The sequence below is a fragment of the Lysinibacillus contaminans genome (assembly GCF_001278945.1).
Taxonomy (GTDB): domain Bacteria; phylum Bacillota; class Bacilli; order Bacillales_A; family Planococcaceae; genus Lysinibacillus; species Lysinibacillus contaminans.
The window spans coordinates 2,080,906-2,096,682 of sequence record NZ_LGRV01000003.1 but is presented as its reverse complement, the minus strand read 5'-3'; the positions used below and the strand labels follow the sequence as shown (position 1 = coordinate 2,096,682).

Annotated in this window: 14 protein-coding genes and 2 riboswitches; of the genes, 9 read left to right on the top strand and 5 right to left on the bottom strand. The window is 38.0% G+C overall.

The features are described 5' to 3' along the window. Window positions 1-192: 192 nt before the first annotated feature. The 4 genes from sigX to AEA09_RS12330 all read left to right on the top strand — a co-directional run bounded on the left by sigX (window position 193) and on the right by AEA09_RS12330 (window position 4,626). Window positions 193-726 carry an RNA polymerase sigma factor SigX gene (gene sigX / locus AEA09_RS12345; RefSeq protein WP_053584132.1) on the top strand — a complete coding sequence of 178 codons (534 nt, stop codon included), beginning with the start codon at window positions 193-195 and terminating at the stop codon, window positions 724-726. Continuing rightward, window positions 723-2,018, top strand: coding sequence for a hypothetical protein (locus tag AEA09_RS12340; RefSeq protein WP_053584131.1), 1,296 nt, complete (start codon window positions 723-725; stop codon window positions 2,016-2,018). The genes sigX and AEA09_RS12340 overlap by 4 nt, the downstream gene beginning before the upstream one ends. A gap of 155 nt (window positions 2,019-2,173) precedes the next feature. After that, a riboswitch (FMN riboswitch) is annotated at window positions 2,174-2,367 on the top strand. Between the two features lie 226 nt (window positions 2,368-2,593). Beyond that, window positions 2,594-3,181, top strand: coding sequence for an ECF transporter S component (locus AEA09_RS12335; protein WP_053584130.1), 588 nt, complete (start codon window positions 2,594-2,596; stop codon window positions 3,179-3,181). A gap of 98 nt (window positions 3,182-3,279) precedes the next feature. Next, entirely contained in the window at window positions 3,280-4,626 is a 1,347-nt protein-coding gene (locus AEA09_RS12330; protein WP_053584129.1) for a sodium-dependent transporter, read from the top strand. 105 nt (window positions 4,627-4,731) lie between these two features. Here AEA09_RS12330 and AEA09_RS12325 read toward each other — a convergent pair whose 3' ends face one another. The 4 genes from AEA09_RS12325 to AEA09_RS12310 are packed head-to-tail and all read right to left on the bottom strand — an operon-like array spanning window position 4,732 to window position 8,450. Then, on the bottom strand, window positions 4,732-5,118 hold the full coding sequence (locus tag AEA09_RS12325) for an STAS domain-containing protein (RefSeq protein ID WP_053584128.1): 387 nt from the start codon (window positions 5,116-5,118) through the stop codon (window positions 4,732-4,734). Window positions 5,119-5,173: 55 nt separating this feature from the next. Next, window positions 5,174-6,871: a methyl-accepting chemotaxis protein gene (locus tag AEA09_RS12320; RefSeq protein WP_245622838.1), complete on the bottom strand. Its 1,698-nt coding sequence runs from the start codon at window positions 6,869-6,871 to the stop codon at window positions 5,174-5,176. A gap of 23 nt (window positions 6,872-6,894) precedes the next feature. Continuing rightward, complete coding sequence (locus tag AEA09_RS12315; RefSeq protein ID WP_053584126.1) at window positions 6,895-7,314, bottom strand: ATP-binding protein; 420 nt, start codon at window positions 7,312-7,314, stop codon at window positions 6,895-6,897. A 14-nt stretch (window positions 7,315-7,328) separates the two neighbouring features. Next, a complete protein-coding gene (locus AEA09_RS12310; RefSeq protein WP_053584125.1) occupies window positions 7,329-8,450 on the bottom strand; it encodes a SpoIIE family protein phosphatase in 1,122 nt (373 codons plus the stop codon). A 713-nt stretch (window positions 8,451-9,163) separates the two neighbouring features. On the opposite strand from AEA09_RS12310, the gene glnA reads away from it, so the two are divergent. The 4 genes from glnA (at window position 9,164) to AEA09_RS12290 (ending at window position 13,554) form a co-directional block, all read left to right on the top strand. Then, a complete protein-coding gene (gene glnA, locus AEA09_RS12305) occupies window positions 9,164-10,498 on the top strand; it encodes a type I glutamate--ammonia ligase (RefSeq protein ID WP_053584124.1) in 1,335 nt (444 codons plus the stop codon). Between the two features lie 393 nt (window positions 10,499-10,891). Beyond that, window positions 10,892-12,112, top strand: coding sequence for a M20 metallopeptidase family protein (locus AEA09_RS12300; protein WP_053584123.1), 1,221 nt, complete (start codon window positions 10,892-10,894; stop codon window positions 12,110-12,112). Window positions 12,113-12,264: 152 nt separating this feature from the next. Further along, window positions 12,265-13,089 carry a DUF3100 domain-containing protein gene (locus AEA09_RS12295; protein ID WP_245622837.1) on the top strand — a complete coding sequence of 275 codons (825 nt, stop codon included), beginning with the start codon at window positions 12,265-12,267 and terminating at the stop codon, window positions 13,087-13,089. 21 nt (window positions 13,090-13,110) lie between these two features. Beyond that, window positions 13,111-13,554, top strand: a complete 444-nt coding sequence (locus tag AEA09_RS12290; protein WP_053584121.1) for a hypothetical protein — start codon at window positions 13,111-13,113, stop codon at window positions 13,552-13,554. A 232-nt stretch (window positions 13,555-13,786) separates the two neighbouring features. Here the strand turns inward: AEA09_RS12290 and AEA09_RS12285 are convergent, their stop codons facing one another. Continuing rightward, the gene (locus AEA09_RS12285) at window positions 13,787-14,260 is read right to left on the bottom strand and encodes a YbaK/EbsC family protein (RefSeq protein WP_053584120.1); all 474 of its coding nucleotides are present in this window, start codon (window positions 14,258-14,260) and stop codon (window positions 13,787-13,789) included. A 133-nt stretch (window positions 14,261-14,393) separates the two neighbouring features. Here AEA09_RS12285 and AEA09_RS12280 point away from each other — a divergent pair, with 133 nt between their 5' ends. After that, window positions 14,394-15,539, top strand: a complete 1,146-nt coding sequence (locus AEA09_RS12280; RefSeq protein WP_053584119.1) for a PstS family phosphate ABC transporter substrate-binding protein — start codon at window positions 14,394-14,396, stop codon at window positions 15,537-15,539. 31 nt (window positions 15,540-15,570) lie between these two features. Further along, window positions 15,571-15,675, top strand: a riboswitch (guanidine-I (ykkC/yxkD leader). Window positions 15,676-15,777: the final 102 nt, after the last annotated feature.

Sequence of the window (15,777 nt, the reverse complement as noted above, 5' to 3'; positions counted from 1 at the left end):
GTGAGAGAAATACATAGTTTAACTATTGTTCAGTGGGTTTATAAACGGAAAAAGAATGGTAGAACTCTGGCAAAGAACGCTGGGTCCAGTAGATATCACATATTTTTTTGCGCGAAGTCGAAGCCTACTTAATTAGATGTAACTTTAATGAATGTCAAACGACAAATACAATGAGAACGGAGGTGGAGTGCTTTGAATGACTCCGTGTTCCATCGTTTATACGATGCTTACCACCAAGATGTATTCCAGTTCCTAATTTATTTAGTGAAAAATCGCATGCTTGCCGAGGATTTATCGCATGAAGTTTACGTTCGTGTACTTCGCTCATACGATCAGTTTACGGGGAAGAGTAGTGAAAAAACATGGCTTTTTGCCATCGCGAAAAACGTAGCGATTGACCATTTCAGAAAGCAAACAGTACGGCAAAAACATTCACTCGATTATTTCGACTGGGAAACAGAACAGTTACGTTCATCCACTCCATCACCTGAAGAATCCTTATTATTAAGTGATGAATTCCTGCAATTAGAGGCAGCACTTGAAAACTGTACAGGAGATCAAAAAATGGTCATTGTGATGCGCTTCTTCCAAGAATTATCGATCATGGAAACGGCGCAAATACTTGACTGGACCGAGGCAAAAGTGAAAACGACTCAATATCGTGCAATCAAAGTTTTACGAGAACGGCTACAAAATGAAATACGAGAGGAGGCGAAGTGGCAATGACTCATAAAAAATTCGATGATGACCAACTAGAAAATTTATTGAACAACGCCCCTAAGCTTTCCGATCACCGTTCTAAAGAAGATGTGCTGAAACGCTTGCTGGCAGACGCTCGCTTGCAGGGGAATCCGCATTTACAAGCAGCTACAAACGAATCAATAGTTAGCGTTGAAACTTTTCATGAGCAACGTCAAGGGACGGCTTCCATAGAAGAGGAAAGAACTACACTGGCGACAAGAAAGCGTAAAAATAGTAAGATATCTATTTTGGTAAGTATTGCTTCCGTTTTCGTGCTCACAATATTAGCTGGCGCGATGATATTCAATCATAATACAGCAGAAGATCAAGCGATTTTTGATTCGGAAAATTCTTCAACAATGCAAGCTGATGAAGCTGAAAACATCGACAATGCAAATGCTGTGATGGAAACTAGTGTTATGGCGGATCGTACACGTATGATGTCACTACGAACATCTGTTTACGAGGAAGATATTGCGGATGCGACGGTCTTCCGCATTGGTTTAGCGGGTAGTGCAGCAGAAAGCATACCGATGACCTATGTTATTCCTAATGAGCGTGTCGTCGCTGATTTTGGTGCTGAAAATCCGACCACACTACAACTATATGAAAAATATGCACCGCAAATTGACGAAGAGGCAATGGGTTTTTCTGAGTATCATCCTTATAAAGGTGAGCTGAAAGAGCAAGGAGAGACGCTTGTCCATGTGTTACCCGCGGAAAATGAATATGACGGTGCATCAGCAACTGTCAGTATGTACACTGGTTCACTAAAAGACACATTCTCAGATTATCAAGAGATTGCTTTGAAAAATGCTGATGGTACAGCATATGAGTTTTCACAGGTTGGCGAGCCAAGTAAGCCGATGCAAATGACAGGGACAGTGAATCACCATAATTATTATTTGTTCAAAGAAACGAACGGTGCAGAATATTTATCGCCAAATTTCCATCAAACGTTTGAAACCGTGACAGAAGCGTTTACGGCGATGCGGCATAAAAACAATGATATTTATGTACCAGTTATACCAGAAGGTGTGACGTATGCTGTAACGGAGGTAGAAGACGGTGTTGTCGTGACGTTTAATGTCCCGCTCGATTTAACAACACTCGACGCAGTCCCTGCGACGCAGCTTGTGGAAGCGATGATGCTGACAGCCGCAAGCTTTGATAAAAAAGTACTTCTTGAAAATGTTGTGCAAGACAGCTGGGAAGGCTTTGATCTGACAAATTATTTGCCAATGCCCATAGGAGCCAATAAGCAATATATGCAGTAGTATAGGAACAGCTATCCATTTTGGGTAGCTGTTTTAACATAGCTAGAATAAAATTGTTTAATGCATACAAAACAAATAGGAATAATTTTTAAGCGGAACTATTTACTTTTGCATCATAATTCATTATAGTAGAGTTGTAAGATAAAATAATATTGATTCATCTTCGGGGCAGGGTGAAATTCCCTACCGGCGGTAATAGAGTCGTAAATTGTTTGTGTATTTTAAAATTACACAAACTCGAAAATTTACAATACTACTCTTCAGCCCGCGACCTGTGCAATTTTTTTGCATGGCTGACTTGGTGTGATTCCAAGGCCGACAGTTACAGTCTGGATGGGAGAAGATGGAGGTACGATCGTCATTCGTTGTTACGAATTGTAGCTATGTGCGAACGTTTTTTTGTGTATCTTTTTTACACAGTTTGCGCAAAAAAAATAGCTATAAATGGCGTTTTTTAATCATGCCTATTCTCCCTTATGCTTTCGTGCATAGGGGTTTTTTCGTGGACAGGAATCGATAGCATCGTGGCCTCTCTTCTTGTGAGATCGAATCAGCAAAGAGGAGAGAGTTTTACAATGAAGAAAAATCTTAAACTACAATCATTTATTACGATTGGTATGCTCAGCAGTATTTCATTTTTACTAATGCTTTTCAATTTCCCAATTCCACCATTTCCAGCGTTTTTAGAAGTGGATTTCAGTGACATGCCTGCACTTATCGCAGCAATCACAATGGGACCGGTAGCGGGTATTTTAGTAGAATTATTTAAGAATGTGCTAGATTGGGTCTTCTCGGGCACACCAACAGGGGTACCTGTTGGCCATATTGCAAACTTTGCAACAGGAATTTTATTTATTTTACCAGTAACATTTATTTTTAATCGCTTTAAAACAATGTCTGGTCTTGTAAGTGGTTTAGTTGTGGGAACAGTAACGATGGCCGTTGGTATGAGCTTCTTAAACTACGCTGTGTTTTTACCAATGTACACATACTTCTTAGGTATGGAGCCGGTTGTTGGAAATTCATTATATACAATGATCGTAGCGGGTATTTTACCATTTAACCTTGTGAAAGGTGTTTTAATAACGTTAATAATGGCGCTATTGTATACAACGATGCGTAAATGGGTTGACCAACAACGTGCGATGTATTTAACAAAATAACATGATAACCCTTGGGCGCAATCGTGCTCGGGGGTTTTTTAGTTGTGCTTTTTCATGTAAAATGAGAATGAGTATAGAGAGTTGAGGAGTTTGATGAGATGAGTGAGAAAAACGGACAGTGGTCCAGTAAATTAGGATTTATTTTAGCATCGGCGGGTGCGGCGATTGGGCTTGGTGCGATTTGGAAGTTGCCGTACGTAACAGGACAAAGTGGAGGCGGGGCATTTTTCCTGATTTTCGTGTTGTTTACGTTATTAATTGGCTTGCCGATGTTGTTATCTGAATATATTTTAGGGCGTGGGACGCAGTCAGAAGCAGTGACGGCATATAAAAAGATTGTACCTAATAAACCAACGTGGGCTTGGATTGGTCGTATGGGTGTAATTGGTTGCTTCTTGCTACTGACTTTTTATAGTGTTGTAGGTGGTTGGATTTTTATCTATAGTGGTCTTGGTGTGGCTGGAGCCATTATTGATCCTGCTGTTAACCCAGCTGAGTTATTTGATAAAATTACTGGCACACCGTCGATTACATTAGTCGGTTTAGCGATATTTACGCTTGCGAATGTTTTTGTTATTTCGCTGGGTGTACAAAATGGTATTGAAAAAGCGAGTAAGTGGATGATGCCATTATTATTTGCGATTTTTATCGTGTTAGTTATACGTGCGCTAACATTAGATGGTGCGATGGCGGGCGTGAAATTCTTTTTATGGCCAGACTTCATACATATTACCGGTCGAGCGGTACTAGAAGCATTAGGGCAGTCGTTCTTCGGTTTAGCGGTCGGGTTCTCCTGTCTAGTGACGTATAGTTCATACTTGAAAAAAGATGTGAGTTTGCCGAATTCAGCGGGTTCTGTTGTGCTACTTACAGTACTTGTGTCGTTTTTAGCAGGGCTAGCAATTTTTCCGGTTGTGTTTGCTTTTGATTTAGAACCAGCCTCTGGACCAGGCCTGCTATTTATGGTGTTACCGGCTGCGTTTGGGCAAATGCCGTTTGGTGAAGTGTTCTTGGCTTTATTTTTACTCCTGTTTTTATTTGCTACACTAACATCGTCGTTTAGCCTTTATGAAATTATCGTGGCAGCATTTATCGAAAAGTGGAACATTTCACGTGTGAAGTTAACGATGCTAATAGGTGTTGTAGTATTCTTAGCTGCAATTCCGGCGGCATTATCATCTAGTGTGCTAGCTGATGTATCTATTTTCGGAAAATCGATATTTGATGCAACAGACTTTTTAGTATCGAATTTAATGCTACCAGTAGGTAATTTGCTAATTTCGATTTTCATCATTCATGTGGTGAATAAAGAGTTTGTGAAAACAGAATTATTGGCGGGTAGTAAAATGGGACAAGGTTATTATTCAACTTATCGTGTACTCATGACATTTATCGTGCCGGTTGTAATTACTGTAGTGCTGTTGAATATGCTATTACAATATTAAAAAGAAGCAGAGAGTATTAGCTTACTAATACTCTCTGCTTTTCTATAGGTGTCCATGCTTAAAGGTCTTCTCTGTTGAATTTAAGACCGATACAATAGCCTACAATCAATACTCACTTAATGATAATTCTCCGGACCACTCACCCTTTATGAGCAGTCTTGCATCTTCTTCTTTTGTCACAATGGGAAATACTTTGTCACATTGCGAAATGGCGAATAAATTTCGAATGAAATCATCAACAACGATAATGACAATCTTTTTCCCTTTAACCGACACTTTCTTTGCGAAATTGACAATCATGCCAAATCCGGTACTATCAACATTCGTTACTTTTTGCATGTCGATAATATAACCGTGCTCTGTTTCAAAACTTAGACCTTGTAGTTCTTTTTTTACATCTTCAATTATTCCGTATTCTAAATCACCTGTAAATGCTATTGAAATATAGTCTGCTTTTGTATCAATTTTAACCGTGATTTTTTTATGATCCATCTTATATTGTCCCCCCATTTTTTCTCTTAATATAATAGATTCGATCACTTACTATTTAGAACTGGAATTTATTCACTTCGTTGCGTAAATTGTCGGCAATCACCGCTAATTCATCAGAACTTTGTGTAATTTCAGCAACTGTTGCATATTGTTCTTCAGAAGTTGCGGCAATTTCTTCTGTAGCGGCTGCTGAATCTTCAATAATTCGCGATATGTCGTGAATCGCCTGTTGCACATTCAAAGAATTCACATTTACATTAGTGAATGCGGATCTCATTTGTTCAACACCTTCTTCTGTTTCAACTACTTTTGCTACAATTTCTTTTAATGCGGTGCCGCCTTTATTGATGATCGTAACCTGTTCTTCTACTGCATGTAAGTTACTTTCCATTGTTCGAACAGTCACAGACGTTTCTGCTTGGATGTCATTGATTAAATTTGTAATTTGTCCAGAAGCTAGGCTAGATTGCTCTGCAAGCTGGCGAACCTCTGATGCTACGACTGCAAAACCTTTTCCTTGCTCGCCTGCTCTAGCGGCTTCAATTGCCGCATTTAAGGCAAGTAAATTAGTTTGGTCGGCAATACCGGTAATGACCGTAATAATTCCGCCGATTTCTTCTGAACGCTTTCCTAACTTTTGAATAGAGTCGGTAGCATAGGAGACCGTTTGCGTTACGGTGCTTAAATGCTTGATGGCTTCATTAATTGCTTCTTCGCCTTTGCGAGCTATATGTGTCGAGTCTACTGCGTTTTTCAAAGTTTCTTCTGCGTTTTTTAAACTGTGCGTTACTTCTTCAATCGTTTGTTGCATCATCGATACAATTCGTTCAGATTGATCAGATTGAGTCGTTGTGCCAACTGCAACTTCATTCATCGTCAATGCAATTTGATTGGCCGATTCACTTGTTTGGTGAGATGACTCTGCTAATAATTGTGAGGAATTCGCAATTTGATTGGAGCTGCTAGCTACCGTTGTAATCGTCTCTGTCAAACGGTCTTTCATGTCTCTAAAAGCATGGGCTAAATCAGCAATTTCGTCATTGCCTTTCGCATTTAATAACTTTACATTCAAGTTGAGATTAGCTAGTTCTTTCGCATTTGAATTTAAGATATTAATAGGTGTGATTATTTGTCGTTTCAAGAAGATGCTTATGCAAGCGATAATTAAAATGGCAATCCCTATAGAAATAGCGATATTTTTTATGGCGGATTTGGTAGCAATCGTTATATAAGGTACTGTTGGAACGGCTGTAGCCCAAACGCCGATTACCTCGCCTTTACTATCTAAAATTGGATCATATGCTCCTTGATACAGTTCACCTAAAACATTTGCTGAACCAATGAATCGCTTTTTTTGTTCCAAAACAACAGTGGCTACCTCGTCAGATACTTTTGTAAGCATCGCTCGTTTACCATTATCTACAACATTTGTACTGATTCTTGTGTCGTTTTGAAAGATTGACACCACATTCCCGTTTGTTAGCTCGCCGACCTTATCTACGATGTCGAAATTCTCGACCATATTGACATCGCCTTTATACAATTTGTCATCAATGATTTTCCACTCACCGGGGATTTTTGCATCGAGATACTGATAACTTAATTGTATATCCGATAATAGTTTAGTATCTGCACTTTCCAAAAGATTGTTTTTGGAAACATAAAAATTAATCCCAGCAAGAAGGGATGTCAGAAGTAAAATACAATTAAATACAAGAAAGTTCATCTTTCTGTGGACATTCCATTTCATCATAATTCCTCCAATTGTCATATACATTACGCACCAATTTTTTTTGAAATACCCACTAAAAATTTTGTATCTGATACGTTTTCAAACCAAATTTCATCGACCATATTTTTTACAAAAAATAGACCTCGGCCACGGTCTGAATAAGTAGGGTCTTCTAAATCGAATTGAAGAAACTTTTCCCAATCTTTCTCAGGTATCCCTTTTGCTTGATCGATCACAGTAACTTTGACTAATTCTTCGTCCTGTGAAACGTGTACTTGAATTTTTTCTACTTCATTTAAATTCGCATGATTCATCGCTTCTACGGCATTAATGACTAACTCATGAACAACAAAACATAATTCCTTCTTACTAGGGATATTATATAAGTTGGTATAGCTAGTCATCGTCTCGTCAACAAAATAGATAGCTTGCTGATTAGGGACTAAATTGAGCGTAAAATCCATAGGGTGCACCTACCTTATAATGTAATTGTAATGGAAACTACTGTTATATCATCGGTGTAGTTATTTTCAAATAAATCGTACTTTTGAGAAAATTTTTGCAATGCATAGGCATTGTCTTGAGATGCATATGAATGAAAATAGTTGAGATCAACGGTTTGGTTTTCAGTCAATGCGAGCATTCCGTCGGTATAAAGGATGATACGATGCCAACCTGATAGTTGTATTGATTTTTTGTTTATTTGAATAGTAGGGAATAATCCTAAAATAGGTGTATTTGGTTGGAGTAACACCGTTTCCCCATATTTTCCGAACAAAAGACCGGGTGGATGTGATGCATTGATATAATGTAAAGTACCATTTTTTGTATCAATCAATATATAGATGGCTGTTACTAAAAAACTGTCCATGTCCTCATCCGAAAACAATTCATAAATTCGGCGATTAAGTTCAGTGATTACGCAAACGGGATCGATTAATCTCGTAATTAAGCCGCGTAGTAAGGAACGAATTGACATAGTGACAAGTGAAGCTGCTATCCCATGACCCATCACATCGTATAACAAAACCGCTGTCAAATCGTCATTAATTTTAAACCAGCAATACATATCGCCACCTAATGTATTAGAAGTAACGTACAACCCGTCAAATTCGATATGCTCAAGCTTTAGCGAAGGGGTAAATGCATTCTTTTGTACTTTTTTTGCGATAGCTAAATCCTTTAGCTGACTACTTTCTTGCTGTTTCCGCAACTTTGCTTCTTCTCGATATTTTAAGGCTACATGAACCCGTGCCTTAAATTGCGTAAAGTCAAACGGCTTGAGGATAAAATCAAATATTCCAGCATCAAAGACTCTGTCGATTATAATTGTTTTTTCGTAAGAGGTGGAAAGAAGGATAGGAACTTGAATCCAGTTATTTAATATTTCGATTTGCTGACAGATTTCCTCGCAATTTGTGAGTGTCAATTTAACATCAAAAATGATTAAATCAATGTCTTCTTTATAAACATCCGATATGTAATTCATCACAGCGTCAACTGTCGAAAAGCTATGAACATTAATAATGCCTATACGATTAAAATACTTTTTTGTTCGCAACACATCATTACTTACGTTCCCAATGATTAATACTGACATTCTTGTTAAACCACCGCCTTATTTGCAACATAACAGAAGCTTATAAACTTTGAGTACAGGATGACCGATTGGTAGTTTTTAATCATCTGTTTACTATCATTTTTAGCTACATTATATATTCAACTATTATGTCGCACTAACTAATACTATTATATTGTAATTCGACATAAATTTACCACTAAATCTTTTCTTAAACAAGACTATTGTATGATGTGAGTGATCTTAAATCGTAATGCTGCAGAAAATTTAGGGGAAATGCACTCTCAAAAGGCATGAATCTAAAAATGTGACTCGTTTAATTAGCTTTTCATCCGTAGTGTTTGCCTACACGGGAGGACTAGAAAATTATTTACGTACTATCGACATATTTTTACTGGATTTATGTAATAAAAAAATTAGTCCTAACCAAATGGGGTTAAATAATACAGATAATGAAAGGCTGATTTGATGTCATCTTCAACAGTCCCGGTGTTGTTAGAGTAAAATAGGTTGTGTTAATTGTGATTTTTCGCTGTATTTGCTCGTATAGTCATTTGAAACTGGAGCATTGGATGCAGCCTAAGTTACATACATCTTAAAACAAGATAAAACCATTCGAAAAAAAGAATGTTAGAAAACATAACATAGACATTGCTTTTTTATTTAATTTTGTGTATTTTTTGATTAATACATCATATCATGTAAGTAAAAATGACACATCGGAGTGGTGAAGAATGAAACATTATACAAAAGAAGATATTATCCGTCTGGTAGGGAAAGAGAATGTGAAATTTATTCGCCTTCAATTTACAGATATATTGGGAACGATTAAAAACGTGGAAGTGCCGGTTAGCCAATTGGAAAAGGCTTTAGATAATAAGGTGATGTTTGATGGTTCGTCTATTGAAGGGTTTGTAAGAATTGAAGAATCTGATATGTATTTACGTCCAGATATAGATACGTTCGTTATTTTCCCTTGGACAGCAGAGAAGGGGAAGGTTGCTCGTTTTATTTGTGATATCGCAAGACCAGATGGTACACCATTTGAAGGCGATCCACGTTCGAATTTAAAGCGTGCATTAAAGGAAATGGAGGAGATGGGTTTTACCTCGTTTAACCTAGGACCAGAGCCGGAATTTTTCTTATTCAAGCTCGATGATAAAGGTCAACCGACGCTGGAGCTAAATGATAGTGCTGGCTATTTCGATTTAGCGCCAACGGATTTAGGAGAAAACTGCCGCCGCGATATCGTACTAGAGCTAGAGGAAATGGGCTTTGAAATCGAAGCGTCACACCATGAGGTTGCACCTGGTCAGCACGAAATAGATTTTAAATACGCAAATGCTATTGAAGCTTGTGATAACATCCAAACGTTCAAGCTTGTTGTGAAAACAGTGGCAGCCAAACATGGCCTGCATGCAACCTTCATGCCAAAACCATTATTTGGCGTTAACGGCTCAGGGATGCACTTTAACTTATCATTATTCGAAGGTGACAAAAATGCCTTCTTCGATGAAAACGCGGATTTACAATTAAGTCATACAGCGCGTAGCTTTATGGCAGGTGTCATAAAACACGTACATGGTTTTACAGCAGTGACAAACCCGCTAGTAAACTCATTCAAACGTTTAGTGCCAGGATACGAGGCACCATGCTATGTCGCATGGTCTGCGCAAAACCGATCGCCACTGATTCGAATTCCAGCAGCTCGTGGCCTCTCCACACGGATTGAGTTACGATCTGTAGATCCAGCAGCAAACCCATATTTAGCGATGGCTGTTATTTTAGCAGCTGGACTTGATGGCATTCGAAAAGATTTAACACCACCAGATGCGGTGGATCGCAATATTTATAAAATGACACGCGCTGAACGTGAAGTAAGTGGTATTGATAGCCTTCCAGCATCTCTAGAATACGCATTAATCGAGTTAGAAATGGATAGCATTGTGCGAGAGGCACTAGGTGAGCATATTTTCGAGAAGTTTACTGAAGCGAAGGAAATTGAATGGGATAAATACAGAACACGCGTACATGACTGGGAACGAGATGAATATATGAAGATGTACTAGACAGGAAGTGTTAGGGGTTGAAGGCCTCCAACACTTCTTTATTTTTTTGTCCAAATGCCATTTTCATTGGTTTCTTAAATTGAAATCATCGGGAGTGGAACCTGCATTTAGTTACTTTTTTTAAAATGAAAAGCAAGGTTTTCAATGATTAAAACGGCGAATATCTCGCTAAGTGAATCAAAATGGACATTCTAAGTGCCATCCGAAAATACACCTGTATTTTCTAGATTTACAGTACATATTTGATATGTTAGTATATCAATATCTAATGAGAATTATTAAATTTAAATGATTTTTCTGAATATTTTACTTTTTAATAATGATAATTTATCTAAAATAATTCCATTGTAATAAGAATGGTTTATGTATTTTTTCTTTAGGAGATGAATGATAATGAATGCCAAAGATTTTTCGAATTCATTAAAGCCTGCTGAAATAGTAGCGCAAACAGTCGGAATATATGAAGAAGCTGTGAGATTAAGAAGAATGATCCATGAAAATCCTGAGCTTGGGTTTGAAGAGCATAAAACGGCTGAAATTATCGCGAATTATTTACAAAAACTTGGCATTGAAGTAACTACAGGAGTTGCAAAGACGGGTGTTGTTGGTATTCTTCGTGGAGAGAAAAAAGGACCTGTTCTAGCTTTACGAGCAGATATTGATGCTTTACCTATTCAGGAGAAGACAGATGTAAGTTACAAATCTAAAAATCCAGGGATTATGCATGCTTGCGGACATGATATGCATACCGCAATGCTACTTTCTGCTGCTAAAGTTTTATCTCAAAATAAACAACATATTTCGGGTACGATTAAATTTATTTTTCAGCCTGCTGAAGAGATGAAGGGCGGGGGCATTATGATGGTTGAAGAAGGTGTTCTAAGTAACCCTACTGTTGACCATGTTTTTGCTTTTCATGTTTGGCCTGAGTTAGCAACTGGAAAGTACGGCTTTAGAAATGGTGCGATTATGGCAAGTATGGATACTTTTGATGTTGTGTTAAAAGGTAAAAAAGGTCATGGGGCAGCACCTCATCAAGGAGTTGATGCAATTGTGGGTGCAGCTCACGTTGTAACAGCTCTCCAAACAATTGTAAGCAGAGAAACTGATCCAATTGACTCTGTCGTACTTACAATCGGCACAATTGAAGCAGGGGATGGCTATAATATCATTCCTGAAAAAGCTAGTTTTAAAGGAACTGTACGAACACTAGATGCCAACACTCGTAAGGAAGTAGCTGCAAGTATTCAACGAATTATTGAAGGAGTGGCTTCGGCTCTTAAATTAGAAGTTGAAATAAACTTTAACTCTACAGTAGGGTATCCTGTTACAATGAATGATCCAAAATTTAATGACCATGCTGCTGCTATTGCTATTGATTTATTCGGAGAAAATGCAGTGCAATGGTTGAATAAACCAAGTATGGCAAGTGAAGATTTTGCTTTCTATTTAGAACAAGTCCCTGGCACATTTGTCTTCTTAGGCGTTGGAGAAAATCCAGACGATCCTATGAAACTACATAGTGACGTATTTTTACCAGATGAAAAAGCAATGATTCAAGGGATTTCCCTGATCGTTGGCCTAGCTTTAAATACAACAGAAAAAATTCAATAGGTTACAAAATGGTCTAACACTAAAATCTGTTCCTGAATAATTATCTATTGATACAAAGCTCATGTTTAGAAAAAGCGCCAAAAAATTATAGGAATAATCATGCTGATTTCCTTTTTGGATTCAGCATGATTTATAGAATAGGAGTACAAAAAGTGCAAGAAAAATCTTTTCGTAGTTGGAAAATTCATTTATTCGTGTTGATATTAGTCTGTTTCACAGAATTTATCGGCATAAAAACATTCAACATAGGAATTGGAGCAATTGCATTATTTCCAATGTTGTATGCATTAATTATCGGAGCCATTATTAGTTTACCGTCATTAAAAATTTTGAAAATGAAAGAAATGAATGTAGCAGCCAATATTTTGGGGATTTCATTCATGCTATTTGTAGCCAAATTAGCTATGTTAATGGGTCCTTCTTTACCGCAAATCTTTGAGGCAGGACTTTCTTTAGGCTTACAAGAAGTAGGGCATTTCGCAGGAACAATTGTATTAGGTTTACCAGTTGCATTGTTACTTGGGATGAAAAGAGAAGCAATTGGCGCGACTTTTTCCATTGATAGAGAACCTAACTTAGCTATTATTGCTGAAAAATATGGCTCTGATTCACCTGAAGGACGAGGAGCACTGGGCGTATATGTTTGTGGTACGTTGTTTGGGGCTTTATATCTCTCAGTGTTAGCGAGTTTTATGGCCCAAACTGGTTGGTTCCACCCAATTTCACTAGCCATGGGTGCTGGTGTAGGTTCGGGTAGTATGATGGCGGCTATGGTTGGTGCATTATCAGTTATATTCCCGGATTCTGCAACGGATATTGCAGTTTTTGCGGGTGCCGCTAACTTAATTACAACCATTTTAGGAACGTATATTTGTGTCTTCTTTTCTTTACCGGTTACAAATTACTTATACAACAAATTTGAACCTATTTTAGGGAGAAGATCAAAAAAAGACCAAGCGAAAAATATTGGGGCATAGGATATAAAGAGGAGATTTTAAATGAAAGATAAAATATTAACGTTTGCAATTATTGGAATAATAGCCCTTATGGGAAACTGGATTGGATACGATGTTTCAGCTATTGATGCCTTACCAGGTATGATGATCATTGTTGCTGTTACGGTATTAGGGTTCCTTTTCGCTAAAATCGTTCCTATTAAACTTCCAGTGGTTATTTGGATATCTATGTTAGCATTAGTGATTACAACGCCAATATTCCCTGGAAATGAAACTGTTATTAAATTAACGGAAAAAGTGAACTTTATGGCTCTAGCAACACCTATTTTGGCGTATGCAGGTCTCTCTTTCGGGAAAGATTTGCAAGAGTTTAAAAAATTGGGTTGGCGCATTGTTGTTATCTCACTCGTTGTATATACAGGAACATTTGTATTATCATCGCTAGTAGCGGAAATTGGTTTTAGATTAACGGGTAAATTCCATTGATTTTTTGTGAACATATTACTCTATTACATCTAGACTACTAGAACCACAATCATATGTAGCAAAAAACTTTACCCGTATGAATTAAAAACTATCCACTTTGATTTAGCGTCCTTGCGCAATCGCCACCACTTTAAACAAGATATTTTGATCCATACGGTGGAAAAGGCATAATAAACAAAAATCCCTGACAGGTTGAATGTTGACTCTGTCAGGGTTTTTCTTTATAAAAATGCTAGTCATTCCAACCCTTACATACATCTATCCATTCCTTGTAAGGTGTATAGGCTTCAAACTCGTCGATCCTTAGCTCGATTGCAGAGTTGCTACTACCACACGCAGGGAAAACAGTTGTAAAGCGTTTGAGCGATACATCTAAGTAGATCGCCACGCCTTTGTTCACACCAAATGGGCAAACGCCACCAACATCATGGCCTATGAGCTCATTTACGTCTTCTTTTGCAATCATTTTAGCCTTTGTGCCAAAAATAGCTTTGTATTTAGCATTGTCGATTTTAGCATCACCTGCTGCAACGATTAAAATCGCTCCATCGTTTACTAAAAAAGATAGTGTTTTAGCGATACGTTCAGGCTCGCAACCGAGTGCTTGTGCAGCCATTTCAACGGTTGCAGAGCTTTCACTAAGCTCTTGTATTCTATGTTGTAAATCCCATTGCGCAAAATGTTCGCGTACTTTTTCAATTGCCATATGTAATGCCTCCTTAATTTTCTACTAATATTTTAGCATAATTTTCAGAAAATGAAGTTGCGTTTTTCTGGGGAATCGATTAAAGTAGAATAAATAGTGTAAAATTACACTTTTGTGTAAGGGGGAAAAGGTGATGAAAGTTATTCAGTCAATTGCTGTATTTGTTGGCTTGTTATTTTTGACAGGGGTTATAGGGTTCTTTGTATTACTCATGGGTGGGATGCATTATATAAGTCTGCTCGTTGCTATACCAATTTGCTTGTTTTTACTTTATATCTGTCTGGAATTTGGTTGGATTAAGACGAAAAAGCGGAAAGGGTGGTTTGCAGGATTAGCCGGGGTAGCGCTCATAATCGCTTCGATTGCACCAATTCAGTATCATTATAAAATGAGTATTCCAACTGTTGATGCGGAGGTTGCAATTTATGAATATGAGCCATTTACTGAAAATAATAAGGTCGTAAAGTCTGAAACAGTGGCATCCTTACAATTGCAGGAACCATTGCCACGGTTGGATGGTGCTACAGCTATGTATCCGTTGTATTCGGCATTTGTGCAAGCTACGTATCCGAAAAAAATATATAATTCCTATGATAGCGAGGTTATGGTAAACACAACGCCAGAAGCCTATCATAATTTAATTTATGGAAAAGTCGATCTGATTTTTGCGGCAGCTCCGTCTGTATCACAGGAAAGAGTCGCGGAGATGGAGGGCTTAACATTTAATATGACGCCTATTGGACGCGAAGCATTTGTATTTTTCGTAAATCATAAAAATAGTGTAGACAATTTAACACTTGAGCAAGTGAAGCAAATCTATGCGGGCGATCTGACGAATTGGAATCAGTTGGGTGGCAATAATGAAAAGATTCGTGCATTCCAACGCCCAGCAGATAGTGGAAGTCAGTCGATGTTAGAGAAAATTATGGGGAATACGCCGATTATGGAGGCCCCTGCAGAGGATATAGCATCAGGCATGGGCGGTATTATTCATGAAGTATCGCAGTATCGTAATTATAAAAATGCGATTGGCTATACGTTCCGATACTATTCGACTGAAATGGTAGGCAATGAGGATATAAAATTACTGTCCATTGACGGAGTCGCACCTACAAAAGAAAATATTCGCAACGGTACATATCCATTAGCATCGGAATTTTATGCAGTAACGGCTGGAACAGAAAATCCAAACGCGCAAGCATTCATCGACTGGATTGTTTCGCCTGAAGGGCAGGCTTTAGTTGAAAAAGTCGGCTATGTACCGGTGGAAAATAACTGAGTTGTTTGCTATACTAAAATTACAATTAGATATAAAAGTTTTCTAGGGTTCCGTAGCTACTGCTAGTCTGGACCGAGAGAAAACCACAAATTCATCTTCATTTTTTGTGACACGGAAGGATAAAAGCCTGGGAGATACTGTTTTTACAGTGTTTCTTCTGGCTTTTTTGTTTGGTTTTATGGAGAGGGGGCCTCTGTGTGGCAAGGAAATGATTATCATCAGCAATAAGGACATCCAA

What these genes read in the sequence shown, in the direction of transcription:
- AEA09_RS12340 (WP_053584131.1), top strand. Translation starts at nt 723, where the DNA reads ATGACTCATAAAAAATTCGATGATGACCAACTAGAAAATTTATTGAAC.
- AEA09_RS12335 (WP_053584130.1), top strand. Translation starts at nt 2,594, where the DNA reads ATGAAGAAAAATCTTAAACTACAATCATTTATTACGATTGGTATGCTC.
- AEA09_RS12330 (WP_053584129.1), top strand. Translation starts at nt 3,280, where the DNA reads ATGAGTGAGAAAAACGGACAGTGGTCCAGTAAATTAGGATTTATTTTA.
- AEA09_RS12325 (WP_053584128.1), bottom strand. Translation starts at nt 5,118, where the DNA reads ATGGATCATAAAAAAATCACGGTTAAAATTGATACAAAAGCAGACTAT.
- AEA09_RS12320 (WP_245622838.1), bottom strand. Translation starts at nt 6,871, where the DNA reads ATGATGAAATGGAATGTCCACAGAAAGATGAACTTTCTTGTATTTAAT.
- AEA09_RS12315 (WP_053584126.1), bottom strand. Translation starts at nt 7,314, where the DNA reads ATGGATTTTACGCTCAATTTAGTCCCTAATCAGCAAGCTATCTATTTT.
- AEA09_RS12310 (WP_053584125.1), bottom strand. Translation starts at nt 8,450, where the DNA reads ATGTCAGTATTAATCATTGGGAACGTAAGTAATGATGTGTTGCGAACA.
- glnA (WP_053584124.1), top strand. Translation starts at nt 9,164, where the DNA reads ATGAAACATTATACAAAAGAAGATATTATCCGTCTGGTAGGGAAAGAG.
- AEA09_RS12300 (WP_053584123.1), top strand. Translation starts at nt 10,892, where the DNA reads ATGAATGCCAAAGATTTTTCGAATTCATTAAAGCCTGCTGAAATAGTA.
- AEA09_RS12290 (WP_053584121.1), top strand. Translation starts at nt 13,111, where the DNA reads ATGAAAGATAAAATATTAACGTTTGCAATTATTGGAATAATAGCCCTT.
- AEA09_RS12285 (WP_053584120.1), bottom strand. Translation starts at nt 14,260, where the DNA reads ATGGCAATTGAAAAAGTACGCGAACATTTTGCGCAATGGGATTTACAA.
- AEA09_RS12280 (WP_053584119.1), top strand. Translation starts at nt 14,394, where the DNA reads ATGAAAGTTATTCAGTCAATTGCTGTATTTGTTGGCTTGTTATTTTTG.